Source organism: Psychrobacter sp. Arc29 (genome assembly GCF_041431175.1).
In the GTDB taxonomy this organism is placed as follows: domain Bacteria; phylum Pseudomonadota; class Gammaproteobacteria; order Pseudomonadales; family Moraxellaceae; genus Psychrobacter.
The window spans coordinates 83,205-108,517 of record NZ_JASMRR010000003.1; the positions used below are offsets into that span (position 1 = coordinate 83,205).

The 25,313-nt window shown below is 43.4% G+C and carries 27 protein-coding genes; 17 read left to right on the forward strand and 10 right to left on the reverse strand.

Going from position 1 to position 25,313, the window contains the following annotated elements:
• The first annotated feature begins 94 nt into the window (after positions 1-94).
• The 6 genes from fghA to QO189_RS05410 all read left to right on the forward strand — a co-directional run bounded on the left by fghA (position 95) and on the right by QO189_RS05410 (position 3,871).
• A complete protein-coding gene (gene fghA, locus QO189_RS05385; protein WP_371531856.1) occupies positions 95-985 on the forward strand; it encodes an S-formylglutathione hydrolase in 891 nt (296 codons plus the stop codon).
• 211 nt (positions 986-1,196) lie between these two features.
• Positions 1,197-1,496, forward strand: coding sequence for a TIGR03643 family protein (locus QO189_RS05390; RefSeq protein ID WP_371532047.1), 300 nt, complete (start codon positions 1,197-1,199; stop codon positions 1,494-1,496).
• Between the two features lie 114 nt (positions 1,497-1,610).
• On the forward strand, positions 1,611-2,300 hold the full coding sequence (gene rpe / locus QO189_RS05395; RefSeq protein ID WP_371531857.1) for a ribulose-phosphate 3-epimerase: 690 nt from the start codon (positions 1,611-1,613) through the stop codon (positions 2,298-2,300).
• 211 nt (positions 2,301-2,511) lie between these two features.
• Positions 2,512-2,907, forward strand: coding sequence for a hypothetical protein (locus QO189_RS05400; RefSeq protein ID WP_371531858.1), 396 nt, complete (start codon positions 2,512-2,514; stop codon positions 2,905-2,907).
• Between the two features lie 119 nt (positions 2,908-3,026).
• Positions 3,027-3,338, forward strand: a complete 312-nt coding sequence (locus QO189_RS05405; RefSeq protein ID WP_058024609.1) for a hypothetical protein — start codon at positions 3,027-3,029, stop codon at positions 3,336-3,338.
• Positions 3,339-3,559: 221 nt separating this feature from the next.
• Positions 3,560-3,871 (forward strand): hypothetical protein, encoded by a 312-nt coding sequence (locus tag QO189_RS05410; protein ID WP_201548793.1) that lies wholly within the window; start codon positions 3,560-3,562, stop codon positions 3,869-3,871.
• A gap of 132 nt (positions 3,872-4,003) precedes the next feature.
• Here the strand turns inward: QO189_RS05410 and rpmG are convergent, their stop codons facing one another.
• Positions 4,004-4,159, reverse strand: coding sequence for a 50S ribosomal protein L33 (gene rpmG, locus QO189_RS05415; protein ID WP_010201403.1), 156 nt, complete (start codon positions 4,157-4,159; stop codon positions 4,004-4,006).
• Positions 4,160-4,287: 128 nt separating this feature from the next.
• Complete coding sequence (gene rpmB / locus QO189_RS05420; RefSeq protein WP_057761372.1) at positions 4,288-4,524, reverse strand: 50S ribosomal protein L28; 237 nt, start codon at positions 4,522-4,524, stop codon at positions 4,288-4,290.
• 484 nt (positions 4,525-5,008) lie between these two features.
• Between rpmB and QO189_RS05425 the strand changes: the two genes are divergently transcribed.
• Both QO189_RS05425 and purU read left to right on the forward strand, forming a co-directional pair.
• Entirely contained in the window at positions 5,009-7,138 is a 2,130-nt protein-coding gene (locus QO189_RS05425; RefSeq protein WP_371531859.1) for an Ig-like domain-containing protein, read from the forward strand.
• A 202-nt stretch (positions 7,139-7,340) separates the two neighbouring features.
• Positions 7,341-8,270 (forward strand): formyltetrahydrofolate deformylase, encoded by a 930-nt coding sequence (gene purU, locus QO189_RS05430; RefSeq protein ID WP_371531860.1) that lies wholly within the window; start codon positions 7,341-7,343, stop codon positions 8,268-8,270.
• Between the two features lie 76 nt (positions 8,271-8,346).
• On the opposite strand, the gene QO189_RS05435 is transcribed toward purU, so the two are convergent.
• Positions 8,347-9,138 (reverse strand): inner membrane protein YpjD, encoded by a 792-nt coding sequence (locus QO189_RS05435; protein ID WP_371531861.1) that lies wholly within the window; start codon positions 9,136-9,138, stop codon positions 8,347-8,349.
• Positions 9,139-9,590: 452 nt separating this feature from the next.
• Here QO189_RS05435 and ffh point away from each other — a divergent pair, with 452 nt between their 5' ends.
• The 7 genes from ffh to QO189_RS05470 all read left to right on the forward strand — a co-directional run bounded on the left by ffh (position 9,591) and on the right by QO189_RS05470 (position 15,983).
• On the forward strand, positions 9,591-11,132 hold the full coding sequence (ffh, locus tag QO189_RS05440) for a signal recognition particle protein (protein WP_371531862.1): 1,542 nt from the start codon (positions 9,591-9,593) through the stop codon (positions 11,130-11,132).
• Positions 11,133-11,402: 270 nt separating this feature from the next.
• Complete coding sequence (gene tsaB, locus QO189_RS05445; RefSeq protein WP_371532048.1) at positions 11,403-12,104, forward strand: tRNA (adenosine(37)-N6)-threonylcarbamoyltransferase complex dimerization subunit type 1 TsaB; 702 nt, start codon at positions 11,403-11,405, stop codon at positions 12,102-12,104.
• A gap of 85 nt (positions 12,105-12,189) precedes the next feature.
• The gene (locus QO189_RS05450) at positions 12,190-13,032 is read left to right on the forward strand and encodes an undecaprenyl-diphosphate phosphatase (protein ID WP_371531863.1); all 843 of its coding nucleotides are present in this window, start codon (positions 12,190-12,192) and stop codon (positions 13,030-13,032) included.
• Between the two features lie 60 nt (positions 13,033-13,092).
• Positions 13,093-13,992: a class I SAM-dependent methyltransferase gene (locus QO189_RS05455; RefSeq protein ID WP_371531864.1), complete on the forward strand. Its 900-nt coding sequence runs from the start codon at positions 13,093-13,095 to the stop codon at positions 13,990-13,992.
• 117 nt (positions 13,993-14,109) lie between these two features.
• On the forward strand, positions 14,110-14,349 hold the full coding sequence (locus QO189_RS05460) for a hypothetical protein (RefSeq protein WP_371531865.1): 240 nt from the start codon (positions 14,110-14,112) through the stop codon (positions 14,347-14,349).
• 46 nt (positions 14,350-14,395) lie between these two features.
• Positions 14,396-15,313 carry a 4-hydroxybenzoate octaprenyltransferase gene (gene ubiA, locus QO189_RS05465; RefSeq protein WP_371531866.1) on the forward strand — a complete coding sequence of 306 codons (918 nt, stop codon included), beginning with the start codon at positions 14,396-14,398 and terminating at the stop codon, positions 15,311-15,313.
• Entirely contained in the window at positions 15,306-15,983 is a 678-nt protein-coding gene (locus QO189_RS05470) for a DUF4112 domain-containing protein (RefSeq protein WP_371531867.1), read from the forward strand. Before ubiA ends, QO189_RS05470 begins: the two co-directional genes overlap by 8 nt.
• A gap of 165 nt (positions 15,984-16,148) precedes the next feature.
• Here QO189_RS05470 and QO189_RS05475 read toward each other — a convergent pair whose 3' ends face one another.
• From QO189_RS05475 to ispZ, 6 genes are all read right to left on the reverse strand, one after another.
• Positions 16,149-16,793, reverse strand: coding sequence for a hypothetical protein (locus QO189_RS05475; protein WP_371531868.1), 645 nt, complete (start codon positions 16,791-16,793; stop codon positions 16,149-16,151).
• A gap of 82 nt (positions 16,794-16,875) precedes the next feature.
• The gene (locus QO189_RS05480; RefSeq protein WP_371531869.1) at positions 16,876-17,310 is read right to left on the reverse strand and encodes a secondary thiamine-phosphate synthase enzyme YjbQ; all 435 of its coding nucleotides are present in this window, start codon (positions 17,308-17,310) and stop codon (positions 16,876-16,878) included.
• Positions 17,311-17,416: 106 nt separating this feature from the next.
• Positions 17,417-19,489 carry an FAD-dependent 5-carboxymethylaminomethyl-2-thiouridine(34) oxidoreductase MnmC gene (gene mnmC / locus QO189_RS05485; protein WP_371531870.1) on the reverse strand — a complete coding sequence of 691 codons (2,073 nt, stop codon included), beginning with the start codon at positions 19,487-19,489 and terminating at the stop codon, positions 17,417-17,419.
• Positions 19,490-19,618: 129 nt separating this feature from the next.
• Entirely contained in the window at positions 19,619-20,050 is a 432-nt protein-coding gene (locus tag QO189_RS05490) for a hypothetical protein (protein ID WP_371531871.1), read from the reverse strand.
• A complete protein-coding gene (locus tag QO189_RS05495) occupies positions 20,047-20,364 on the reverse strand; it encodes a YciI family protein (protein ID WP_371531872.1) in 318 nt (105 codons plus the stop codon). Before QO189_RS05495 ends, QO189_RS05490 begins: the two co-directional genes overlap by 4 nt.
• A gap of 134 nt (positions 20,365-20,498) precedes the next feature.
• Entirely contained in the window at positions 20,499-21,050 is a 552-nt protein-coding gene (gene ispZ / locus QO189_RS05500; RefSeq protein WP_071003109.1) for a septation protein IspZ, read from the reverse strand.
• A gap of 308 nt (positions 21,051-21,358) precedes the next feature.
• On the opposite strand from ispZ, the gene QO189_RS05505 reads away from it, so the two are divergent.
• Together QO189_RS05505 and QO189_RS05510 are read left to right on the forward strand one after the other, a co-directional pair.
• On the forward strand, positions 21,359-22,240 hold the full coding sequence (locus QO189_RS05505; RefSeq protein ID WP_371531873.1) for a PHP domain-containing protein: 882 nt from the start codon (positions 21,359-21,361) through the stop codon (positions 22,238-22,240).
• Positions 22,241-22,495: 255 nt separating this feature from the next.
• Positions 22,496-23,929 carry a diguanylate cyclase gene (locus tag QO189_RS05510; protein WP_371531874.1) on the forward strand — a complete coding sequence of 478 codons (1,434 nt, stop codon included), beginning with the start codon at positions 22,496-22,498 and terminating at the stop codon, positions 23,927-23,929.
• 23 nt (positions 23,930-23,952) lie between these two features.
• On the opposite strand, the gene truD is transcribed toward QO189_RS05510, so the two are convergent.
• On the reverse strand, positions 23,953-25,236 hold the full coding sequence (gene truD / locus QO189_RS05515; RefSeq protein WP_371531875.1) for a tRNA pseudouridine(13) synthase TruD: 1,284 nt from the start codon (positions 25,234-25,236) through the stop codon (positions 23,953-23,955).
• Between the last annotated feature and the right edge of the window lie 77 nt (positions 25,237-25,313).

The following is a 25,313-nucleotide window of genomic DNA, read 5'->3' on the forward strand; positions in this document are numbered from 1 at the left end:
GAGAAATGATCTAGTAACTGACAAATGCTAGTATCAAATAACGAGCACTTATTAAACGCTATCGTTGGTTTTTTGAATAAAAAGGATATCACTCATGCAGAATTCTTATAGTCATAGTTTGTCTAACAATAAGCAGCTTACGCAAAAAAGTGTGAATCGCTGTTTTAATGGTGAGCAGCATTATTATAGCCATGAATCAAAAGCCACCCAGTCTCCAATGACGTTCAGTATTTATTTGCCTGACGAAGCGTTAGCTGGGAGACGTTGTCCTGCGATATTATATCTATCGGGTCTGACGTGTAACGCGGACAATGTGACGCATAAAGGGCACTTTCAACAAAAATGTAGTGAGCTTGGTATTATTTTTATTGCGCCTGATACCTCTCCACGTAGCCATGCTGATATCGATGTGGCTGATGATGAGCGCTATTTTGTTGGTCAAGGTGCAGGTTATTATGTAGATGCCACTCAAGCACCATGGACGCAGCATTTCAATATGGAAACCTATATCGTTGATGAGTTGTATGATTTGCTACGTGCAGAGTTCCCAATTATCAATATGGGTATCATGGGACACTCAATGGGCGGGCACGGGTCATTGTTATTAGGCTTCAAACACCCCAGTAAGTTTATTAGTGTCTCAGCCATGTCGCCTGTGTGTGCAGCCAGTGAGTCATCATGGGGGCAACAAGCATACACCGAGTATTTCGGCGATGACAAAGCCCTGTGGGAACACTTTGATGCCTCAAAAGTCGTTGCACGCGCAGGCCAGCAGTATGTCAGTATTTTGGTGGATCAAGGCGGTGCTGATGAATTTTTCTTAGAGGGCCACCTGCAGACGTCAAAACTCCAAGAGGCCTGCGAAAAAGCCAAGCAGCCATTGACACTACGTTATCACGCTGGACATGATCACAGCTATTATTTTATACAAAGCATGATGAGCGATCATATCGAGCATCATTGGCATATGGCTCAACTGAGTTAAGATACCGTGCGGACGACCGTGATACATTTTTAACGATCTTATTCATGCTCAACAGGTGATTTTTATGGCAAGTTATCAAGATTTGACAGCTTCTAATTCAAAGAATAAGTCAGCAGATACTAGCGCTACAAAGGCTACTATGCAGGCTGATATGGATGCCGCTTTGGCAAAAAAACAACGTACTACGACTGATAATGACCAATTATCTCAGATGAAGTCAGACGAGCTGATTGCAAAAACTGTCAACGATGCGGGCGATAGAGTACTTGATGAGATACAAATATCTCGCGTGATAGAAATGGCATGGGAAGATAGAACGCCATTCGGTGCGATAGAGCACAGCTATGGTCTCGATGAGACTGCGGTTATCAAACTCATGCGCCAAGAGCTAAAGCCGTCATCGTTTCGCTTATGGCGTCAGCGCGTGAGTAATCGCGCTACCAAGCATGAGGCAAAGCGCTCTTTTGAAGTTGGTCGTGCTTATTGTAAGACCCAATACAAGCAGCGCTAAACAACTAAGTATTTAGCATCAATATGTCAAAGGCTCTCAGCATATGTGAGCCGCTTGGAATTTTCTTTTTAATTTATCAATATCTTATATAAACATGAATTAGGTAGCCCAATTATGAATAGTCCTGCTAAACCTTATCTTATTGCCCCATCGATACTCTCAGCTGATTTCGCGCGGTTGGGCGAAGAAGTGGAAAAGGTACTAGAGTCGGGTGCCGATGTGATTCATTTTGATGTGATGGACAACCATTACGTACCCAATTTGACGTTTGGTAGCATGATTTGTAAGGCATTGCGTGACTATGGGGTTGAAGCGCCAATCGATGTCCATTTGATGGTTTCCCCTGTTGATAGTATGATTGAGCAGTTTTTGGAAGCAGGGGCGAGTATCATTACCTTTCATCCAGAGGCCAGCTCGCATATCGATCGCTCACTTCAACTTATCAAAGATGGCGGTGCAGAGTGCGGTTTGGTATTGAACCCAGCGACCCCTTTACATTATCTTGATTATGTCATGGATAAAGTAGATCAGATTTTATTGATGAGTGTGAACCCAGGCTATGGTGGACAGTCGTTTATCGATAGTACTTTAGATAAAGTCCGCCAGGTACGTCAGCGTATCATTACTAGTGGTCGAGATATTCGATTGGAAGTTGATGGTGGTGTTAAAGCCAGCAATATCCGTGCGATTGCTGAAGCGGGTGCAGATATGTTTGTAGCCGGTTCTGCGATATTTAACCAAAAAGACTATAAAGCCGCTATTGATGAGATGCGCGCAGAGTTGTTATTAGCAAACAACAGCTAGCAAGTGTTGGATGGTTAATAAACGTTATTAGCCATCCAACAATACTATTAAAATGTGCTGTATAACTTATGACTATATAGTTAATCCTCTATAAAAGAGCTACAGCGTTAACATCGCTTGAAGTATCATATATACATCTGCACTCAGTTGCCTTGTATCTCTTTTGAATTGAATCAACTATAGATAACGGTCAGTCACGTAAAGGTGAAATATGGACACAAAAAATTCTAGCAGTTCGGCAGAGCCTTCTGAGCAAGCAAACTCTCATGAAGTGTTGAATCAGCAGGCTAAGCAGTCAAGAAGTGAAACACCGCAACGTAGTTTGGTGCCCAAAGGCATTACCATTGGTATGGCTATGTTTGCACTGGTACTGAGCTTGGCAGGTTATGGCTTTCGCCTAATGGTGGGTGATGATGTCGGAACAGTGCTGCGCCATGCTGCGGTCATTGTGCCTGCGTTCATGTTAGGTATTCCGCTATTTTTTTGGGTGGGTTCTCGCATACTCAATAAAGTCAAAGGCCTGCATATCGAAAGTTGGAATGCCATTAGTTTGGGCTATTTGACCTCTTGTATATCGATGCTATGGCTGATGGGTACTTATAGTTAAATGCTTTAGCACAAAGATAGTATCTATTCATAAATATAGTGTCGTAATATTTTTATAAGCTATTTTTTATACCTTTTTAATCGTTAAGCCTTGCTTTGTAAGCATGGCTGGAATTTTATATGCGAATTGTACCGGCCAGTATTGCCAAAATTATCTATCCAAAAGATTTACCAAATGGCCTGTTTACTAGCTTAATCATAGCTTGTCTTTTGATGGGGCTCGCTTCACTGCGTAACGGGACAGATTTACAGGGTTGGCTCAATGTTATTGAGAACTGGCTGCTGATGTTATTGATACTTCCGACTGCAACGGCGACTGTTGCTCTGCCTTTTAAATACCGTGATCCCACCCTTGAGCTAAAGCTGGTCTATTACCTTGGGATGTTCGTTGCTTTCTTATTTACGTTAGCGAAACTGCGCTATTGGCGCTAATATGTCCTTATTGCAAGGTATTCAAATTTGTTTTTATAGTGAAGACTTATGTGATAGCCCTTGAATTCTAGTGTTAAAGCGTCCATTGTATGAGTAAGACAGATTTACCCGCGTTACTGTAAGATGATAGATTTGCCGAATGAGTTTGTTTTCAATAAATAACTGCTTTGCAATGACTAGTTTCTCTACCAGTACTAAACGGGATAATAAGGAACACATTAATGCCATACGATATCGATAATGATATAGAAGTAGATAACGAGAATAGCGATCAATTTGCAGGATTTGCCAAAGAAACCACGTTAGAGTTGGTGGAAGCAGATGATGGCAGATTGTTGTTACGCGATGCTGAACAAGATGAAGCACCGCTGATGACTATTGATTTTTCTGACAAGCTAAAAGAACTACTTGGTAGTGATACTCAAGCCATTGGTCAACACATGATTCATGCTGCGATTCAGGTCATTATGCAAAAGCAAATGAGCAAGTGGCATGCGCATGTATATGATAAAGAACCAACACACTACAGCTAATTTTTGAGCACTAGTTAAGGCGAATAACTGAAGATATAGCTTAGCAACATGAAACTAAAGCCATAAAAAAAGGGTTTATCAATTGATAAACCCTTTTTTTTTGTTCAAATAATACCATTTATAAAATGGAGATTATTTGATTTTAGCTTCTTTAAAGATCACGTGCTGGCGTACTTTTGGATCAAACTTTTTGATTTCCATTTTGCCAGGCATGGTGCGCTTGTTTTTAGTAGTGGTGTAGTAATACCCAGTACCAGCTGTTGATACTAATTTAATTTTATCTCTCATGATAGCTTTCCTGTAAATGAGGGGTCTTCAAACGATAGGTACGTGTCTCAAAGAGTGAGTTGCCACAATTAATGTAGCAAAACAGCAGCCTAAATGATGAGAGTCATCACCTAGCTGCTATCTTTAACTTAAACTTTTTGACCTTGTGCGCGTAGATCCGCTAACACTTTATCGATACCAAGTTTGTCAATGATGCGCATACCTTTGGTAGACACACGTAGACGTACAAAGCGGTTTTCAGACTCTACCCAAAAACGATGGTTGTGAAGGTTTGGTAGAAAGCGACGACGGGTTTTGTTGTTTGCATGCGAAACATTATTACCCACCATAGGGCGCTTTCCAGTCACTTGGCAAACTCGAGACATGGCGAACTCCTAATCTATGAGGTATGAGTTTTTCTCATACCAGTCTGGGCAAGTTGCACGTTTTTGCGGCATGGACACAGCAAGCGGCAGCTTTGCACCAAACAAAACTATATGAAGGTTGAGCTGGTTTTGCTGTTATCTAAAGGCAAATAACAGGCTGACCAATTCAGAAAATTTTAAAGCCGACATTTATACCATAAAACAGATGAATACTCAAATATTTTTACAATAACTGTCGGATTAAAGGAGGGCTATTATACCCTGAAATGAGCGCGCTATGTTGTTGATTGTTTAATAGTAAAGATTAATTTTTAGTTGTAAGTTATAACAAAAGTCAGTAAAGTTGCTGTTATATATTTAATACAATCTGTTAATACATCGGTATCACTGTAAATCTAACTATCATTACCAATCTTCTGTAATTCTGTGTAATGGTTTTCTGCCTTTTTGCTCGAATAAATTACTGCTCATGCGGAGTCAAAAAATGTCATATCCCTCGCTACCTACTTCTAAATGGTTTCAACTGACAGCGCTAACCTTATCATTGGCCTTGGCGGGTTGTGGTGGTGGGGGCACAGATACGGTTGCGCCAGAACCTGATACAGGCGTGCAGCAACCTGGTACAGGTGATAATGGGGGTGACGATGGTACTGAAGAGCCAGTAGGTGCTTTAAACATCAGTAGCAGTCAATTAATTGATGTAGATGATAATCCGATAACCTCTATCGGGCTAGAAGGTGCCTACTACGAAGTGGTAGTCACTGATGATAATGGTCAACCTCTTGCCAATACAAAAGTAATTTTTTCAATTGATGCACCGGGCGTTGAATTATCACAAACAACATCAGGTGCTACTTTGACCAACAATGATGGCAAAGCTCGTATCTTTTTAAAGCCTAATGCACCTGATGTATCTGGTGCTTACGTCATTACTGCAAATGCTAGTAATGATGACAATACCGCTATTAGCAATTTAACTTTTTTGGTACAAGCTACCAATGTGAATTTAAGTGCGTTACAGGTTACTGACTCACAACTAAATGCAGGAGGACAGACAGCGGTATCTTTAAAAACCACTGATACAAGTGGTAACGCCATTAGTGGTGTACTGGTCAATCTGAATGCTGCTTGCGGTCAGTTACCTAATCAAGTCACTTCCGATGAAAATGGTATGATTGATTTTGTGTACAAAGCTATTAACGTCGACAATACTTTATGTAGCGGTGCTGTGCGAATATCAGCCAGTACTGGTGACGTTACTCAATCAGCTAGCGTTTCTATACTGGCTCCTGAAGCAACATCCATTGTCTATACTGCCAATGATCTAACGCTAGGCATTCAAGGTAGTGGTTCTTCTGCAACAGGCGCAGTTGAGTTCACAGTATTTTCAAATAGAACCCCACTTGCTAATTCAGAAGTTATCTTGTCATTAGAAAAATCACCTTTAGGCTTAACTTTTGGTGTTTTAGGTAATAACCGACAGTTTAGTGCTAGAACTGATGAGAACGGTCAAGTATCTGTCAATATCTACCCAGGCACAACACCAGGGCCAGTAGAAATAAAAGCCACCTTAGCCAGTGATACTCGCATCAATGCATTATCGAAAGGTATCTCTATTGCCAGCTCTAGAGTGACTCAAGATGGTATTAGCTTATCGTTTGGAAAGAACGTATTGGATTGGAGCTTAGATGGTGATAGTACGCCAGTAGTAGCAAGACTGGTAGACCGTAATGGTAATGCCGTGCCAGATGGTACGGTAGTTAACTTCACCGCTGAGGGTGGCAAAGTATCACCTGCTAGCTGTAATACTGCCGATGGAGAGTGTGAGGTCACATTTTCGACACAGAACCCTCGTCCTGGTGATGGTCGCGTGAGCCTATTAGCAGTAGCTGAAGGTGAGAAAGCATACATCGACCAAAATGAAAATAATGCATGGGATCAAGGAGTCGATACGTTAGTTCATAATATTGGCGATACTTTCCGTGATGACAATGAAAATGGTACATTTGAGGTTGGTGAGTTCACCTATCCGCTAACGACACAAGCCAATCAAGCTTGTGAAAACAATGTTCGTCAGTTCATACAGTTAAAATTCCCGTCTTCTAGCGAACAAGTAAAAGAAGCATTCGAAAACAACTTTATCAATAACTTTGTGTCTCCAAATAAACCGATGACTTGTAACACAGAGCTTGATGCTATCGTTCGCTATGAGCGTATTCAGTTATTATCAAATGGTAATAATCCTACTTTTACTTTATTAAATAATATAGGTATTCCTTTGCAATCTCAGGTTATCACTGAAGGAAGTACTCGTGTTAATATTCGTATAAACAGTGGTGGTTTTTATGAATTGAATCCAATGCCATCTGGTACAACGATTTCTGGCTCTGTTGTTGACAAAACTGATGGTGAAGATAGCGGGAGTTGTGCTGTAGAAATGATTGGAGGACTTGAGACGGTACCTGATATTGTTTCACCTGGAGTACCTGGAAGTAATACAGGGACAATCAACACTTATGCATTGGATCAGTGTGAAGCTGGAGATTTCTTCAGAGTATCTGTCACTAGCCCTAATAATGTTACTACTGCTGTGACCTATACTATTGTTAAATAGAGTTAGTAAGCTGACAAACTAACAAGCCCCCAACTCTACGTTGGGGGTTTTTGCATTGGATTTTCAAACAACTAAATTATTCTAAATAACCAAAAACAACCAACTCACTCAGCAAAGCATTGCAAAAAAGATTAAAATAACCGGTTTACTACGCTGTCAGTCACTTCAGCGATCAGTCATCACTTCTTATATTGGGCGTATTATGTCAGACAATACCAAAACGGCTTTACCATCAAATACAACAAACAAAGCCTCACAGAGCAAGCAGATCCCTAGCTTTATTGATACAGCAACATTGCTCATCAAATGCAAAGATCAGGCTGGCATCGTGCAAGCAGTCTCTGAATTTATTCATCGTTACGGCGCGAATATCATTACGCTCGATCAGTATTCGACGGCTCATGAAGGCGGTCAGTACTTTATGCGTTTGGAGTTTGCTTTGGCAGGCTTGAGCGATATCATCGATAACTTTGAGGCCAGCTTTGCGCATACTGTGGCTAAGCGCCATAACATGGACTGGCGTCTACATAACAATGCGACCAAGACCAAAGTGGGTATTTTGGTCTCAAAGTTTGATCATGCGTTACTAGACTTATTATGGCGCCATCAGCGTGGCTTGCTAGATTGCGAGATTACTTGCGTGGTTAGTAACCATCCTGACTTACAGCAAGCGGTCGAAAATTTCGGCATTACCTTCCATCATGTACCAGTGACCAAAGACAATAAGGCTGAGGCAGAAGAGCAAATTCATCAGCTGATGGCAGGGAATGACTTACTGGTATTGGCGCGTTATATGCAGATATTGTCGTCTGATTTTGTGAAGCGTTGGCCGATGCAAGTGATTAATATCCATCACTCGTTTTTGCCTGCGTTTGTTGGTGCAGATCCTTATCGTCAGGCTTATGATAAAGGCGTCAAGCTAATTGGCGCAACAGCGCACTATGTCACAGCGGAGCTTGATCAAGGGCCTATCATTGAGCAGGATGTGCACCGCGTGACCCACCGTCAAGGAGTGACAGAATTACGTGCGATTGGACGTGATATCGAACGCAATGTATTGGCTCGTGCCGTGAATTGGCATGTGCAAAACCGTGTGATTGTAGCAGGTAACAAGACCGTGGTTTTTAACTAAAAAATCAGTAGAAAATGAGATAAAAAAGGCGGTCAGTAGCAACAGTTACTGACCGCCTTTTTTATAATGTGATATTTTATATCAGCATTTCCAAAACAAACTTACTACCCACAAAGCCAATCGCCAACAGAATAAAGGCATAAATAGTGATATTCGCCGCACGTTTGCCTCGCCACCCTGCACGCCAATTACCAACTAGTAGGATGCCAAACAACAACCACGACAATAGACTAAATACCGTCTTGTGTACGATGTGCTGCGCCATCAAATCTTCGACATAGATAAACCCGATGCCCAGTGCGATACTGAGTAATACAAAGCCTACCAAGAGCATATCGAATAATAGACTCTCCATACTTTGTAATGAGGGTAATTTATTGACCCAAAATCGGTGAATGGTATGATGCTTGAGCTCGCGAATTTGTAGACGCAAAAATAGCGCTTGTACTGCCGCCATCAACAGCACACAATAGGCCGCTAACGATAATAGGATGTGAGCTTCAAGACCGACACTGACGTCAGTAAGCGGTTGATAGGGTGCGCGGCCAACATAGCCGACGGTCATACCTATTAGTGCAGTAGGCGCAGCCAAAATACCAAGGCTCAGAATAGGGCGGTACAGACAGAACAACAGATAAAAGAATAAGAAGAACAAACTGGTCAGGCTGATGATATTAAACAAGTTAAAATTCAGACCATACAGCGTTACGACATACGGATAGAGCAGTGTCGCATGTGCAGCCATACCGATCAGCAGCAAGCCTAAACTGACACTCTTATGAATAGGTTTGTTCTGAATCAGCGCCCAACCAATGTGGAGGCTGACTAAGATATAAGCCATGCTAGCAAGTAAGAATGCAAGGTGCACAGATAAAAAGCCTCATCTTATACTGAGCGCAAACGGGCCGCTCAATGTGTCGCTAAAGTGGTATTATCAGAATGATTAGAATAATCGTCCAATTTATCATAAAATAGTCACCAGTTGAGCACCATCTTACTTATTCCTTATAAATGTTTGCCAAGGCTACAATGAGCAAAATATAAAATCAGTCGCTTATAAATAGTCGCCGATAAAGAACCACCTATAAATAGTAGAGCCACGTCTTTTGCAAAACGACTATCATTTTTGCGCTGTGTTGATGCTATAGTATTGATAATATGATTTTTTATACGTTTCTTATTAGAGACACCCCAGTATTTTATAGTCTATCCGAATATTATTGATGAACCATTTGAATGGTTTGATTCGCCACCATTTTATTGAAAGTTATTTTAATTGCGTATTATTTAATTGAAAACCATTTTAATTGAGAGTTATTTATGTTTGATACCTTAACAGAACGCTTATCGTCCAGCCTACGTAATATCGTCGGTACCGGACAGTTGACCGAAGACAATATCAAAGACACCCTGCGTGAAGTACGTATGGCACTGTTAGAAGCCGACGTAGCACTACCTGTCACTCGTGATTTCGTCAAACGTGTCAAAGAGCAAGCGCTTGGTGCTGAGGTGCTAAAAGAGTTAGCACCAGGTCAAGCCTTTGTCAAAATCGTGCACGATGAGCTGACCGAAATGATGGGCAGTGCCAATCAGCAGTTAGAGATGACAGGCAAGCCGCCCGTTGTCTATTTACTAGCAGGTTTGCAAGGTGCAGGTAAAACGACCACAGCTGGTAAATTGGCCAAATATCTACAAGAACGCCAAAAGAAAAAAGTCATGCTGGTATCGGCCGACGTCTACCGTCCAGCGGCGATCAAACAGCTTGAGCAAGTCGCAGGTCAGGTGAATGCCAAATTTGTGAACTCAAGCACGGATGAAAATCCAATCGATATCGCAAAACGTGCGATTGAAGAAGCCAAAATCCAATATCAAGATATCCTTATCATTGATACCGCGGGTCGTCTACATATCGACGACACCATGATGGATGAGATTAAGGCGCTAACGGCGGCGGTCAATCCCTCTGAGACGCTATTCGTCGTCGATGCAATGACAGGTCAAGATGCAGCCAATACCGCAAAAGCCTTTAATGATGCGTTGCCGTTGACGGGTGTTATCTTAACCAAGACTGACGGTGACGCTCGCGGCGGTGCGGCGCTTTCTGTACGCGCTATCACAGGTAAGCCTATTAAGTTTTTGGGTCGCGGTGAAAAACTTGACGAGTTAGAGCTGTTCCACCCTGAGCGTATTGCACAGCGCATCCTTGGTATGGGTGACGTACTGAGTCTAGTGGAAGAAGTTGAGCAAAAAATCGACCGTGACAAAGCCGAAAAAATGGCAAAAAAGATGCAAAAGGGCGGTGATTTCGACCTTGAGGATCTATTGACTCAGTTCCAGCAGATGAAAAGTATGGGCGGCATGGCAGGCTTCTTAGATAAGATGCCAGGTATGGGCGGCTCAGACATGCAAAAAGCCGTTGAAGATGCCAAACCAGAAGAAAAAGTGCGCGAGATGGAAGCATTGATTAATTCAATGACACCGTTTGAGCGTAAAAACCCTGACAAGATTAATCCAAGCCGTAAGCGCCGCATCGCTGCAGGTTCAGGTCGTGAGATTCAAGACGTCAACCGTTTGCTCAAGCAGCATAAGCAAATGGCAAAAATGATGAAAATGATCTCTAAACCTGAAGGGATTAGTAAAATGATGAAGTCCATGCAAGGGCTGATGGGTGGTGGCGGCGCAGGTGGTGGTGGCGGCCCATTGTTTGGCGGCGGTCAGCAAGGCACTAAAGATGTGAATCCAGAACAAATGGCCAAGCAAATGGGACTGGATCCAAACAATATGCCAAGCACCGAAGAGATGCAAAAGCAGATGCAAGAAATGCAAAACCAAGCGCCCAAGAAGTTTAAAACACGCTTTTAGATAACAATTAGTTATTTTTAAGAAGTTTGAGCAAAGCTCCGAAGCCAATGAAGCTTCGGGGCTTTTTATCGTTATCAGTTGTAGATAAACACTGATGGATAAAGTGTGAAAAATATAGAAATTCATAAAATTCATTTAGCCTAAATGCTATGATAGGCGCTATTTCATTCTGTCTGAATTTTGATAGTGCACAAATGATAAATAGCTATTAAAAATTATTAAAATCTGACAAACCCATTTAGAATGCCAAAAGTAAAAGCCGAGGTTGTGATGTTTTTAGCAATGGATACCGTGTTCGATCAGTGTTCGATCGCGATTTTAGATTCGAACGGGCAGGTATTGTCGAGCCATACCGAAACAGGCAAGCGTCAGCAGACTCAGCAGATTTTACCGATGATTGATGCTGCGTTATCTGAGGCGCAGTTACGTCTTGCTGATATACAGGCTTTAATATTTAATCGCGGGCCGGGTGCGTTCAGTGGTATCCGCATTAATACGGCAGTGGTGCAAGCGTTGTCTGTCGCGCATGACTTGCCTTGTGTTGGTGTTTCTAGCCTACAAGCGATTGCACAATCTGCGTATCAGCAGTACGGTCTGACACACCTATATAGCGCCCTTGATGCTCGTATGCAGCAAGTCTATTTCGGACAGTATGAGTTGGTAACTGATAACAAATTAGGTCATGGCATTATGCAGCCAGTATTGGCTGATGGTGGCGATAGTACAGAGCAGCTATTAGATTATGATCGCCAAACAGCACTGAATCTCCCTATCGCGGGGAATGGATCGGTACTACTAGCATTGCATGAACAACAAGCCTTTCATGAAGATGTCTGGCCAGATGCTGTTGTGATTGGGCAGCTTGGTATTGCTCAGTTTGCAAACGATGGTGGTACGGAGGCAGCGCAAGCACTACCAAAATATCTACGTAACCAAGCTTGGAAAACACTCAAAGAGCAAGGTAAAGCATAGCTTTTGAGTATTTTTTAAGCATTAATCAATATAAAATCAACGTCAACATAGGACAGCCAATCGGCCTGTTTTTAGGAAAGTCATTGTGGATATACTGTTATTAATTCAAGCTGTCATCATGGGTATCGTGGAAGGTATCACTGAGTTTTTACCCATCTCTAGCACGGGATATTTGATCTTATCAGCCGATGTGATGGGATTTTGGACCAAAGAAAAAGTCGATTTGTTTGTAGTAGTAGTACAGCTTGGCGCTATTTTGGCAGTGATATATGACTATTGGGGCAGACTGTGGCAAGCATTGATGGGCCTCATAACAGGCAAAGCAGAGGGTATGGCCAATCCTAGGCAGCTGGGACTCAGTCTCATTGTCGCGACCATTCCTGTGATGATCGTCGGTTTTACCTTTGCCGATGAAATCAAAGCTTATTTGTTTAATCCTATCGTCGTTGCCATTATGCTCATCATCGGCGGTTTGCTCATATTCTATGTAGAAAAGCGCCCTAAAACAATCATTGCAAAAGAAGCAGAAGATGTCACTATGAAAACGGCCCTAATGATTGGTTTGTTTCAATGTTTGGCTCTGATACCAGGGACGTCGCGTTCGGGAGCCACTATTATTGGGGCGCTATGGCTTGGGGTCTCACGTAAGGCATCTGCTGAGTTCTCATTCTTTTTGGGTATTCCTGTCATTGTAGGCGCGGCATTATTAGATCTGCTCAAGCATGGTGATGTGCTAACTAACAGTGAAGACTGGTTGGTGCTAGGAGTCGGCACCATCGTATCGTTTGTCGTGGCGCTGCTCTGTATTCGCTTGCTTGTAGCATGGGTGAGTCGCCGTGACTTTACCATTTTTGCTTGGTTGCGCATTATTACGGGTGTTATCGTGTTGGTTGCGGCTTGGGGCTTTGGTTACCAAATGGCAGGCTAGCTTTGTATGATAGCTTGTGATGCTATAGTTGAAAAGTAAGTAGTAAAAAGGATGATGGTTATGACAGCGCTGCATCACACAGATAATAAGTCAGGTGACCTTGTACAGTGCCAGTTGTTCTATGTGAATGACAATCAGAAAGCACAGATTGAGCGCTTACAGTCATTAATAGCTGAGCATACATTACCAATTATCTTGGATATCGAAGTCGCTACAGAGAAATTAACACAAAAACGTCGCCAGCAACTGAGCCAAACATCCTCTCAACCTATTTTTCTGCTTGATGAAAAAGATAAGCTATCATGGCTTAGTGATGGACTGAGCGTGTCACCAGAGTGGGATAAGCTGCAACGCCGCGTGGTGAGTGCTGGTCGTAAGTCGGAGCTATTACTGCAAGCAGCAAAGATTACCGCAGATGGCCATGTTATCGATGCCACTGCCGGCTTTGGACATGATAGTTTAATATTGGGCAGTACGGGGGCACAAGTCATCATGCTTGAGCAGCAGCCTTTGATGGCGCTGTTATTACTTGCAGAGCAAGAGCGTATGAGTAAGCTGCCTAATTGGCAAAAGCTGATGAGCCGACTACAGATTATCAATACTGATGCGCTGAGTTATTTTGCGAGCCTAAAAGCTGACGACATAGTGAATGATGCTACTGCAGTCGATGTAGTGTATTTGGACCCCATGTTTCCAGAGGATAGCTACCAAGACAGTAAGACAGGCAAAGGCGCAAAAGTCGGTAAGCACATGCAAGCACTGCACCAATTGGCTCGCCCACCAACGTTAGATGAAGAGCGACAATTGCTCAATAGCGCCAAGGCAGTTGTGAGTCGAAGCGCGCAAGGGCAAGGTCGGGTGGTCGTGAAACGTCCGCAATTTGCGCCATTACTTGCCGATGAGCCTGCTAGCGAAAGCTGGCATAATGAAGCGGTGCGTTTTGATGGGTATTTTGTCTGATCGCAGTTGTTTGATGATTATGTCATAGCCACTGTTTGTGATAAATGAGTGGATAAGTATCAATGTACCTAATCCATAGGCTTGAGTATTTAGAATACATGTATTCAGGAGCAGGAAATGTCAACGCTAATCATTTGGGTCATGGGTGCAGGCTTATTGTTGGTTAATATCATGCTGCGTGCTCGGATTCTTCGGCTTGAAGCACGTCTAAAGGAGTTGAGCAGTCCACAAGAGCAATTGGCATTTTTGCGTCAACAAGCAGCACACAAAGATAAAATCCCTGCGATTAAAGCGTTACGTAAACAGTATCCTGAGTTATCTTTGGTCGAAGCTAATAATTTATGGCAACAAATATAACGGTTGGCAAGCATATAAAATCCTCTATTGATGATAATAAAAAGCTATGACATTTAAAGACAAACTACAAGCCTACATCCAGCTCACGCGTTTTGATAAACCCGTGGGTATTGAGCTCCTACTATGGCCGACATTATGGGGCGTACTGTTAGCTGCCATGGGTCAAGCACAGCAGCAAGGAATGACAGCAGGCCTTCCAACGCTAAAGATATTTGTGATATTTGCTCTCGGTGCGATATTTATGCGCGCCGCTGGTTGTGCGATTAATGACTTTGCGGATCGTAAAGTAGATGGTCATGTGACGCGCACTAAAGGTCGACCACTCGCGGATGGGCGCTTATCTGGTAAAGAGGCCGTTGCCGCATTTCTGGTGCTGGTATTGCTGAGCGCCAGTTTATTATTTTTCTTACCCATTGCTGTATTTTATTGGTCGCTTGGTGCTGTCATATTGGCGTTTATTTATCCCTTTATGAAACGCTACACGCATCTGCCGCAAGTATTTTTGGCAGCAGCGTTTGGCTGGGCCATACCGATGTCTTATGTGGCGGTGCAGGGCGCTCCGGATATTTGGTGCTGGCTATTATTCTTTGCTTACATGTGCTGGACGGTGGCCTATGACACGCAGTACGCAATGGCTGACCGCGAGGATGATCTCAAGATTGGTGTCAAATCAACGGCGATATTATTTGGGCGCTATGATGTGATTATCATCTCAATCCTGCAAATGCTGTTTTTGCTGATGATGGGCGCGGTTATGTGGCATTACTTTGCACCGACGACGCTAGGCGTGACACCCGTATTCGGATTAGCATTGGTAGCGATGATGTTTGCCAAACAAAACAGCGCGTGTGCCAGTCGCCATGCACAGGCTTGCTTTCAGGCATTTTTGGCCAATATTTGGGTAGGCCGCTATGTCTTTGCGCTCATTGCAATTGCTTGTATATGGACAACCATCAATGGATAAATTTAAGAAGTTACCGAGATTCAAAGCAAAGCGACCATCAAACGCTAGTGAGTCAGGCATCGACTATCAGGCAAAACTTGCTGAGCATGGACTGACACGCGCGCAAGTTATCGCCACTGAGCGTAAGCTGGCAAAGTTTGCTAATACGATGGACTCACTCGTGCGTGTGCCTTTTACCAAGCAAGGCATGGGTGCCGATGCGGCGCTCTCCACCATTCCTCTCGCAGGGGATGTCGCAGGACTAATATTGACCAGCTATGCTTTTATACTGGGTCGTCAGCTGGGTGTTCCTGCCGATAAAATGACACCCGCTGTTAGACTGGCGCTGATTGATATGGTGGTCGGTATTGTACCGGGTATTGGAACATTGCTAGATATTTTTATTCGCCCTAGCTGCAAGACATTGGGCATCGTACACGAGCATTTACAAGTTGAGTATGGCATCACTGAAACCATGCATATGGATCGACCCTTTTTGCATCAGTCACTAGAAGACAAGCAGCAGCAAAGCCGCTTTGGCACTTTTTGGCGCAATCCTATAGTGGCTTGGCTGTATTTGCATATCCCTGACATGTTGGGACTTATCGTGATTTTATTTGTCGGTTGGGGGATATGGACGGCCATAAGTTGGTTGGTTGGACTTTTTGGTCAATCAACTGGGTTTGGTTAAATAAAATCATCTACCAGAAAGGTAAGTAAATAAGAGTGAGTAGAGACCAGTAAATAGAGATAAAAAAAGCGGCAACGATAGTAGCGTTTGCCGCTTTTTTTGGTTTTAAATACCACGTTAGATACAGTAGGTTTTCAGGTTTTCAGGTTTTCAGGTTTTCAGGTTTTATTCAGTGATGACTTCTGCTTCAGCACTGATAGCATCAAAGCTAGTGACAGTACCATTTTGGATAAGATCAATCGTACTGCCACCCGCATGACTCACAAGTTGGATGTTGCCATCGGCTGAGCGATAAGTGGGATTGTTACCTTGACCTTCTGGTGCGCTGAGTGTCATTTTTGGCTGGTTAGGACGAGTGACGATAGCATTGAGCAACCCTGCTGCTGACGTTTCAAAAACGACCGATAAGGTGTCGCCTCCTTCACTTTTGTAACGGACATCAGTGATTTGTGCGCCTTTGATCGCTTGTTCTGGATTGGGCGCTTTACCAGTATTATTTAGTGCAGTGACAGTGCCTCCAAGATTTTGCTCTAATTCAGTCAAGCTCACATCACGCTCTGAATTAGCGTCAGTCTGTGATGGGTTCTGAGCATTCTCTATACTGTCATCCACCGCTTCATTGACATTGATATTTGTGGTGACTGGCGTGGTCTGTGTTGACGTTTCAGATGGTGTTTCGGTAGGTGCTTCAGGTTCTGGCGTTTCTTGACAGGCAGTTAGCAAAAATAAACTCAAAAAAAGAGCAGAAGCCTTGAGATCGTGAGACTTAGCGTTTGTTGAGCTTGGTAATTTTGAGACAAAAGTGGTCATAATCAGGTTTATCCGTTAATAGCGCGCTATATAAATGTGGTAATTTGCGAGGGTCAACCTGCCAGTGAATAACTCTATATTATTACGTATTGACCGTAATAACCAGCTTGCGCTGTCCGCCATATCCAGTCACGTCTCTATGCTCGCACAAGTAAACCCCTTGCCACATGCCCAAACCCAATGCACCGTCGACTAGTGGAATAGTTAAACTGACGCCCAGCATCATGCTTTTAAAATGAGCGGGCAAGTCATCTGACCCTTCTATTGTATGGCGATACTCTGGTTGATCGGCGGGGGCGATTTTATTGAGCCAGTCTTCAGTATCTAGTCTGACATCTGGGTCAGCATTCTCATTAATCGTGAGACTGGCTGAGGTGTGCAGCAAGAACAAATGAACCAACCCTGCTTTGTTAGAGTGAGGTATTAGCTGAGCAATGGCTGCCTCGATAATTGGGGTAATGATATGAATACCACGGGCATAAGTAGGTAGGGTAATGGTGGTTTGATGATAGCTCATGATGCTTATCTCATTGTCGGAATGAACATTAAATAAAGATATCACAAGATAATATGAATCGTCGAAAGCGTTGTTTTGATTTACATAAATATCATTCTAAATGATATTAAGTCAGCGGCGTCTGTAGACGTGTACGATTGGGTGATAGACGTGCGAGCATTGCGTCAGATAGCGGCGCAAACGAGCCTAGCATCATACCTGCTAATGCTTCAGCACAAATAGGTGCCAACGCATAGCCTTTTGCACCCATTGCACTCATCGTCCAAATTCGCTGACTGTTGGTTAGTTGCCCAACGATTGGATGATAATCAGGTGTCTGAGTGCGAATGCCAGCGCGCCCTTGCCATAAGCTCGTATCGGCTGGCACGATAGATTCCATCTCAGGAATGGCAGCAACGAGCTTGTCCCGGCTAATTTGGTGTTCTTCAGGGCGTATGTCAGTACCCGTATCATTGCGGATAAAACTTGCCCCTAGTAATAGATAAGGCTCGCCAGCGGTGACAGTGTTTAGCTCATCATCGCCAGCCTGTGCGTTGAACAGCGCACAGTAACCACTATATTTAAGCGGTATTTTAGGCAAATTTGTCAGTTGCTCTAGGCTAGGACGAAACCAAGACAGCTGACCACGAATTTTACGGCAATCAAAAATACGCTTATCTAATTGATGACTCTCGAAGGCGGCGCAAATGACGACGTTATCAGCAAAAATAGAGACAGTCTCCTGATTTTGATTGCTGCCTTCAATACACACTTGCTGTTCAGTTTCGTCAATTTTACTCACGTTTAATTGCTGAAAACAAATGAGTGGATGTGTCAATATAATAGTTTTCAATGCTTGCGGGTTGACCAAACCAGACTGGGGTAGGTACAGGTTCTCTGATAAGTATTGTTCTTTTAGTCCACTAATAGTCTGTGCTTGCTCATAGGATAGGTTGGTTGCCATCTCATCAGGATAATCTGCGATTTGCTCTGTACCGATATTGGCTTTTATCAGCAAATCAAGCGCGCCAGTCAGTTCAAGTACTGGCGCTGTATTGAGCTTTATGGTTTTTTGATTGAGGTCTCGGTACAGTCTGCTGCTATAGAGATAGCCTATGGTATGCAAGTGCTCGTCAACGTGGTGAACAGGCGTCATTTTGGGCGCAAGCAGCGCGCGAGGATTACCCGAAGCCCCTGCCAAAGGCGCTGATTTATCCAATAAGGTCACGGTAATACCACGATTGGCAAGCGACCAAGCCGTTAGCAACCCTGAAACGCCTGCACCAATGATGACAATGTGATTAAAGGTGCTATCTATTGTTATATGCTTCGCATTGTGGCTTTTGTTATCACAATTTTTATTATCATTAGTAACATCAATATGGTCTGTATCGGTCATGATGGCAGTGAGCATTTCGCGCTTTCGACCAAAACCTTTTACCTTTTTGATGTCAAAGCCATGTTCCTTGAGTCCGCGCTTGACGATGCCTGCACAGCTATAAGTAGCGGCCGTGGTATACGTACGCGATAGGCGCTGCATCTGTGCAAAGATACTGTCAGCCCACAATGTACTGTTGCAAGAAGGCGCAAAGCCATCCAAAAACCACGCATCGATATGAGGCTGAGGCGTAGACTGCTGAGAGTGATCTATTGCCAGTTTGCTAAGACTCTGGGCTGCATCACCAAGCCATATATCGACCGTCAGATTATCATAAGAGAAATCCAAACGATGACAGCCTGCGATTAGAGGCGGATACGCTGCCAAAAGTAGCTCAATCAACGTTACAAGCTCAGGCGCACGTTGACCCCATAGGGCAAGTATGTGCGTCAAATCTGCAAGCGGTATCGGGAATTTTTCAGTGGTAATGAAATGTAGGCGAGCATCTGCCAGTTGTGGATGGGTATCGCGCAGCTGTCGCCATAACTGCCACGTCGCTAAAAGGTTAAGCCCAGTACCAAAACCCAATTCCGCAATCGTAAAACATTGCTTTGGTGCAAGGCGCGCTAAGCGATCAGGCAGCTGATTGTGCTCTAAAAACACATGACGTGTCTCTGCCAGACCGTCCGCATGCGAGAAGTACACATCCCCAAACTCACCAGACACTGGCACCATATTGCCAGTATCATCCATTTGCCACTCAACCTTAGCAGGTGTGATAATGTTCAATGGTTCAGCGTTTGTGTGATGAGCGATAGACATGGGAACTTCTTAGCAGGATGATTTACTATAATAAAAATTTTATTGATGACAGAATCAAGTTCATAAAAATACAATGAGACGTCGCAGAATAGAGCCGGTCAAAAGCTAAATTTATAAAGAGCGTATCGCTTACCAACGATCACGGCGGACAAAAACCAGCCATGAGATAAAAATACCCACCAACAAACTGATCAAAACGGTAAATGCACCATACAAAAACAACTGACCTTTGCTCTCATAGACTAAAACGTTTGCTTGGGTCTGCAAGTCGTTCACTTGACGTTGCAATTGTGCATTACGACTGAGTAATTCTTGATTGGCCGCTGACAGCGCTTTAGTAGACGGTTGCAACTGTGCTGCCAGAGTGTCATTGATATCTAGTGCTGAACTTGTTGACGCATCGCCTACAGCAGGTTGACTTATAGGGGCTACTGTAGGATTCGCTGCATCTGCGTTAGATGCCGTTGGCGCAGCATACACTGACATCGCTGCCATCAGTAGCAGGCTAGCCAAGCTACTTTTATAGAATCGAGTATTCAAATAAAGGACTTTCTGACTCACGATGCAGCTACTGTATCAGTTGGTGCTGGTAATGCTTGAATAAATGGCTTGATATCCACGTGACTATAGACACCATCACGTAAATAAGGCTCATCGTTTGCCCACGCTTGTGCCGCCTCAATAGAGTCAAACTTAGCAATAATTAAGCTGCCTGACATATCGCTCTTGCCATGTTCGATAGGCGTTGGGCCTGCAATCACCAGACGATCTTCACGACTTAGCGCCTGTAATCGCTCAATATGTTCAGCGCGAGTAATCAGACGCTGTGCGCTGCTATTAGCCACATCATGACCAATAATGACAAATAAAGACATGGAACTTCCTTAGTTGATAATAAAACGTGATGATTGATTTGAAATACATCGTATAACGCTAACGGGTGATTACTTTGAGCTCTAAAAGCAGTTTTATCAATTATAAGATAGTAGCTGCAATCAGCGCATAACTGTTATTTGGTGGTTTTGTCCGTCAGTGCAGGGTTGAGATGCTTTTTGAGTACAGCAAACTGAGCCACGACAAATACCAACATAATCGGAATCCAGCCATAAGTCTTGAAGTTAATCCACGCTTCATCTGACATGGTGAATGCTGTGATATAATGAAGTACAGCCATGAGGGCGAAGAAAAGTGCCCAAGCAACGGTCAGTTTTTTCCAACCACTAAGTGTCAAAGTAAATACTTCTTTCATTGCTAGCTGCATTAATGGCTTATTGATAGCGGCACTGACAAACAAGGTCAACGCAAAAATACCATTGATAATGGGCGATTTCCAACGCAGATAGATGTCATCGCGCAACAGCAATGTGCCACCGCAAAATAAAATGGTTAATAGTAAGACGACCCATTGTTGCTTATCAAACTTGCCTTTTTGGCGAATAAAGTGAATGGCATAAACAATGATAGTAGCGACGAGCAAAGCCCCTGCCGCTGCCAAAATACCGTTATAACGCGCCGCGATAAAAAAGGCAATCAAAGGGATAAAGTCTAATAATGCTTTCATAGCAAAGGTTGTGTCCAACAAAAACGTATGGGGTAGTTTACACGTCTACTGCCCCAAAAAAAAGCAATCAACACGATAATCCTGCGATATACGTCACCTACAGAGTAATACTTTCTTATTGTGGCTAGTGACCATAGCGCTGACCAAATATAACCATCAAATACAGCAGCAATAGTTGCTAAATCCAGAGAATTGGCTCAGACATTATCATTAGTAATAGCAACCAATATGAATAGTGACTATCTACTACTAAATTCTACTACTAAATTGTTTATACGCTTATTTTTTAAAACATTAAGGTTTATCTTATGAAATACGACTTACATTGCCACAGTACCTGTTCGGATGGTACTTATGCACCAACTGAAGTAGTAAAGCGCGCTCACGCAGCGGGCATCAATGTACTGGCACTGACTGACCACGACACGCTGGCGGGCATTGATGAAGCAAGAGCAGTTGCCAATGCTCATGATATACAGCTGATCAATGGAGTGGAAATCAGCTGTGAGCATACGTTGAGCGGTGGCTATGGTAAAAACAAATCTACCAATAAAATCATCCATGTGCTTGGGCTAGATTTTGCTGATCGCGAAAAGATGCATGCCACTCTGCAGCAACTACAAGACAGTCGGGCCACACGTGGTCAGCGCATCACCGAAAAGCTCAGTGAGCTGCTGGATATAGATTTTGATGAGTTGTGGCAAGCTATTCTCGACAAGGCAGGTGGCAACCCACAAGCAGTCGGACGCGCACATATTGGGCAAGTGTTATTTGAGCGGGGCGAGGTCAAAACCGTTCAGAAAGCCTTTGATAAATATTTGGCAGACAATAAGCCTGCTTATGTGGCGATCGAGGCGCTGACAATGCAGCATGGTATCGAGTTGATTCATGCTTGTGGTGGCAAGGCGGTGCTGGCGCATCCGACACGTTATCAGCTATCAGCCACGCGAGTGCGTAAGCTGATTGAAGAGTTTGCTCAGCTTGGCGGCGATGCTTGTGAGCTACCAGCCACTAGTGAGCCGATTAGTACGCGTAGAATGGTTGATCGTAGTATTGCTGAGCACAATCTCGTCACCTCGATTGGCAGTGACTTTCATGGTAGCAATATGCCGTGGCGTCGCTTGGGTGATGTGCCTGTCTTGAACGCTGACCAACAAGGGGTTTGGGAGTCTTTTACAACTCTTGCTTAGTGAGTAGGATTTAAATTTTTATAGTTACTTCTAGTAAGGTTACTTCCGATAGTGATAGGGCCTTATTGATTATGATGAGTAAGGCTAGGAATGGATATGTAAACGTAATTACATTTATAGAGAAATTATCGGGAAATAAATGCGTAAAACTGATTGATAATTAAGGTATAAATTGCCACACTGAATAGACCTTAGTCGTGGCTCACGGCTCACTATTCTTAACTCTATAAATTTGACTATCCGCGGTAGTGCATTATGGCTGTATATAAGTTCTATCTAGGCCACAGAGAGCTTTCTAAGGCGGTTTTTGAGTGGGAGGCTGCTGATAGGACGGCCCTACTAGCAGCATTTATGTTAATGGAGGTTTTTTCACATTGGCTATGGTGCTTATTTGTATGGTATCGCCGCGATACTTATGGTGCTTACGTTGATATCAACCTGCTCTATCTAGTATGGATTAGCGTGTCTATAGTTGGTGTTTTCTTACTATGTATGTCCAGTCGTTTTTCACCAGTTAGAAGTGCTAATAGCAATCTGCACATATGGCAAGCTTTGCTTATCACTATTTATAGTGTCTACATTACTTTTATTGTCGCCATACTAGGGCATAGTAGTCTAGTAACGGGTGTGTCATTAGTAGGTGGTGCTATGCTAGGAATGATGCTCATTAACCGGAACTATGTTTGGCGAGCATTTATAGGGCAAATTATTGTGACCTTAGCAGTATCGCTACTTCCTTATTTTGGTATTACGATACCCAATCTACGCCAACTTACGGCCACCACGCTTCCTTCTAATATTCATAGTTATATGACTTATAGTGATATGACTATCGTTAAAAATGAGGCGTTGACTTGGGAAGGGCTTAATCACCTTCGTCAATCTTCCAACCTTTTATGGCGATCTACCCATATTTATATGTCACTACCAAAAGCGATTTTTATCATTTATATGTTTCGTATTTTGTTAGTGTCATTAGACGATAGTAGGCAAGAAACCTTGCAGTATGCCAATCAAGATGAGCTTACTCAGCTAAAGAACCGTCGCTACGGTCTGAAGAAAATGAAGTATGCGTTGTCAACGGTACAAGACGATCAAGATTTTAGCGTGATGCTCTTTGATTTGGATTGGTTTAAACGCATCAATGATAACTATGGTCACGATGTGGGGGATCAAGTGTTGATCGAAATATCGCAGACGCTATTGCAGTCGTTATCAGATGAAACCATCATTAGCCGTTACGGTGGTGAGGAGTTTTTGGTTGTGCTACCAAATACGTCGCACGATAGTGCAATGGTGATTGCTGAGCAATTACGGCTTAGTATTGCTAAGCATGTCATCAATGTCGGTGATGTGTTTGATTTTAGCGTGACAGCAAGTTTTGGGCTGTATACCTTGACCCATCAAGAAAGGGCTCGCATTGTCAAAAATTATAAATCTATTTTGGCAAAAAAAGCCCAGTCTCAATCAAGTGCCTCACCTCTTATCAAGCCGATTGCCACGCAGAGAGCTGAGAGCCAAATGGCCTTTATGCAAAAACTGCCTAGCGATATCTGTCAACGTTTGATTAGCACAGCAGATAAGGCTCTTTATGAAGCCAAGCACCGTGGGCGCAATCAAGTCGTGAGTGCCAACCATATGTTTGCTGAAAAAAACGGTGGTATGCATTCACTCTACAAAAAACGCTAGCCGCTACGCTATCAATAAATCAATCATGAATCCATCTGCTGAACCAAACTTGCTAGCACACTGGTGGCAAAGCTACCCGTGGTTAATGTAAAGCTTAATACCAATGTCTGCTCATCCGACCACTCCCAGCTTAATTGCTCAATAGGCAGTCTTAATGGGCGTCTTTGTGCTTTGATATCACGCTGCTCCAATCCCGTTGCTAGCTGCATGAGTAAAGGGCTGTGTTGTACGATTTCGTTTTCTAAAGCTGCTGCACTGCCACTGACTTTATCATTACCTGTACCCCACAATACGGCAGTTGGATGAATATCGCCGCTACTCATACGAGCGCGTAACGTATCGTCTAGCACCTCACTGATAAATATCGACCCCGAACCATCTAGGTTAAATACTTCCCCTGCTAGGCCAGCGTCCCAGCTGCCATTCCGAACTCGCGCTGCCAATATCTCATTGAATATCAAGCTACGGGCTGCCGATAGCTCCATCGTATTTTGTTCGCGCGGCGCACGTTTGCGTTTGCTCTTTTTGGGCTGCGGCTTTGGCTCGCGCAGTGGACGGGCAAACAGTGACAACGCTTCTCTAACATTATTACCCTGACGGCCAAAACGCTGTGGGCCAAAGTAATTGGGCACACCCGTTTTATCAATGCGTGCTAAATGCTGCTCGACGCGTTGCTTAGCCGTCTGCTCAGTAGATAACGATTGCTCAGTTGACTCAGTATTTTCATCATCATTCGCAAACTCAATATCATGCAAGGTAATGATAAATTGATTGGCGCGGTGGGTACCGCGATTGAGCTTTTTATTATGCCAGTGCTGCGCCAGAATAACGACGGCCTCATTTTCGCCAATATCTATCGGTGCAAACTCCGTAGGCGGCAACTGTTTTTTGGGTATGCGTAAACTAAACCACTGGGTTGTCACCGCATGACGATCCTTCAACCCTGAGTAGCCGACATCACGCAGTGGTATGTCTGCCCACTCTGACAAGAGTTTTGCCAGATACGCGGTATTCATGCCTAATTTTTTAATATGCAGCCATAAATGCTCACCTTCATCAGTGAACTCTAGCGGTAATATTTCATTGACCACAAAATCGGTAGCATCTGCTTTATAAGTGGCTTGCTGTATCGGTGGACGGCTCGGCTGCGGCAAGTTTGCGGTGTCAGTGACAGCGGCAATATCAATATCACTGAGATCAAAACTATCGGTAGCATAATTATTTCTATCGCTATCTGAGTCGCTATCTAAGACGGGCTGAATAGCAGAGGTGTTTTCAATATCCATAGAGGTGTCTTGAGGAGTCATAAAATAGTCTTTTATTGTGTTTATTAATGATAAATGGAGACAGCAAATGCACTGATAAAAAGTCGCGCAATTACGTT

What these genes read in the sequence shown, in the direction of transcription:
- fghA (WP_371531856.1), top strand. Translation starts at nt 95, where the DNA reads ATGCAGAATTCTTATAGTCATAGTTTGTCTAACAATAAGCAGCTTACG.
- QO189_RS05390 (WP_371532047.1), top strand. Translation starts at nt 1,197, where the DNA reads ATGAAGTCAGACGAGCTGATTGCAAAAACTGTCAACGATGCGGGCGAT.
- rpe (WP_371531857.1), top strand. Translation starts at nt 1,611, where the DNA reads ATGAATAGTCCTGCTAAACCTTATCTTATTGCCCCATCGATACTCTCA.
- QO189_RS05400 (WP_371531858.1), top strand. Translation starts at nt 2,512, where the DNA reads ATGGACACAAAAAATTCTAGCAGTTCGGCAGAGCCTTCTGAGCAAGCA.
- QO189_RS05405 (WP_058024609.1), top strand. Translation starts at nt 3,027, where the DNA reads ATGCGAATTGTACCGGCCAGTATTGCCAAAATTATCTATCCAAAAGAT.
- QO189_RS05410 (WP_201548793.1), top strand. Translation starts at nt 3,560, where the DNA reads ATGCCATACGATATCGATAATGATATAGAAGTAGATAACGAGAATAGC.
- rpmG (WP_010201403.1), bottom strand. Translation starts at nt 4,159, where the DNA reads ATGAGAGATAAAATTAAATTAGTATCAACAGCTGGTACTGGGTATTAC.
- rpmB (WP_057761372.1), bottom strand. Translation starts at nt 4,524, where the DNA reads ATGTCTCGAGTTTGCCAAGTGACTGGAAAGCGCCCTATGGTGGGTAAT.
- QO189_RS05425 (WP_371531859.1), top strand. Translation starts at nt 5,009, where the DNA reads ATGTCATATCCCTCGCTACCTACTTCTAAATGGTTTCAACTGACAGCG.
- purU (WP_371531860.1), top strand. Translation starts at nt 7,341, where the DNA reads ATGTCAGACAATACCAAAACGGCTTTACCATCAAATACAACAAACAAA.
- ffh (WP_371531862.1), top strand. Translation starts at nt 9,591, where the DNA reads ATGTTTGATACCTTAACAGAACGCTTATCGTCCAGCCTACGTAATATC.
- tsaB (WP_371532048.1), top strand. Translation starts at nt 11,403, where the DNA reads ATGTTTTTAGCAATGGATACCGTGTTCGATCAGTGTTCGATCGCGATT.
- QO189_RS05455 (WP_371531864.1), top strand. Translation starts at nt 13,093, where the DNA reads ATGACAGCGCTGCATCACACAGATAATAAGTCAGGTGACCTTGTACAG.
- QO189_RS05460 (WP_371531865.1), top strand. Translation starts at nt 14,110, where the DNA reads ATGTCAACGCTAATCATTTGGGTCATGGGTGCAGGCTTATTGTTGGTT.
- ubiA (WP_371531866.1), top strand. Translation starts at nt 14,396, where the DNA reads ATGACATTTAAAGACAAACTACAAGCCTACATCCAGCTCACGCGTTTT.
- QO189_RS05470 (WP_371531867.1), top strand. Translation starts at nt 15,306, where the DNA reads ATGGATAAATTTAAGAAGTTACCGAGATTCAAAGCAAAGCGACCATCA.
- QO189_RS05475 (WP_371531868.1), bottom strand. Translation starts at nt 16,793, where the DNA reads ATGACCACTTTTGTCTCAAAATTACCAAGCTCAACAAACGCTAAGTCT.
- QO189_RS05480 (WP_371531869.1), bottom strand. Translation starts at nt 17,310, where the DNA reads ATGAGCTATCATCAAACCACCATTACCCTACCTACTTATGCCCGTGGT.
- mnmC (WP_371531870.1), bottom strand. Translation starts at nt 19,489, where the DNA reads ATGTCTATCGCTCATCACACAAACGCTGAACCATTGAACATTATCACA.
- QO189_RS05495 (WP_371531872.1), bottom strand. Translation starts at nt 20,364, where the DNA reads ATGTCTTTATTTGTCATTATTGGTCATGATGTGGCTAATAGCAGCGCA.
- ispZ (WP_071003109.1), bottom strand. Translation starts at nt 21,050, where the DNA reads ATGAAAGCATTATTAGACTTTATCCCTTTGATTGCCTTTTTTATCGCG.
- QO189_RS05505 (WP_371531873.1), top strand. Translation starts at nt 21,359, where the DNA reads ATGAAATACGACTTACATTGCCACAGTACCTGTTCGGATGGTACTTAT.
- QO189_RS05510 (WP_371531874.1), top strand. Translation starts at nt 22,496, where the DNA reads ATGGCTGTATATAAGTTCTATCTAGGCCACAGAGAGCTTTCTAAGGCG.
- truD (WP_371531875.1), bottom strand. Translation starts at nt 25,236, where the DNA reads ATGACTCCTCAAGACACCTCTATGGATATTGAAAACACCTCTGCTATT.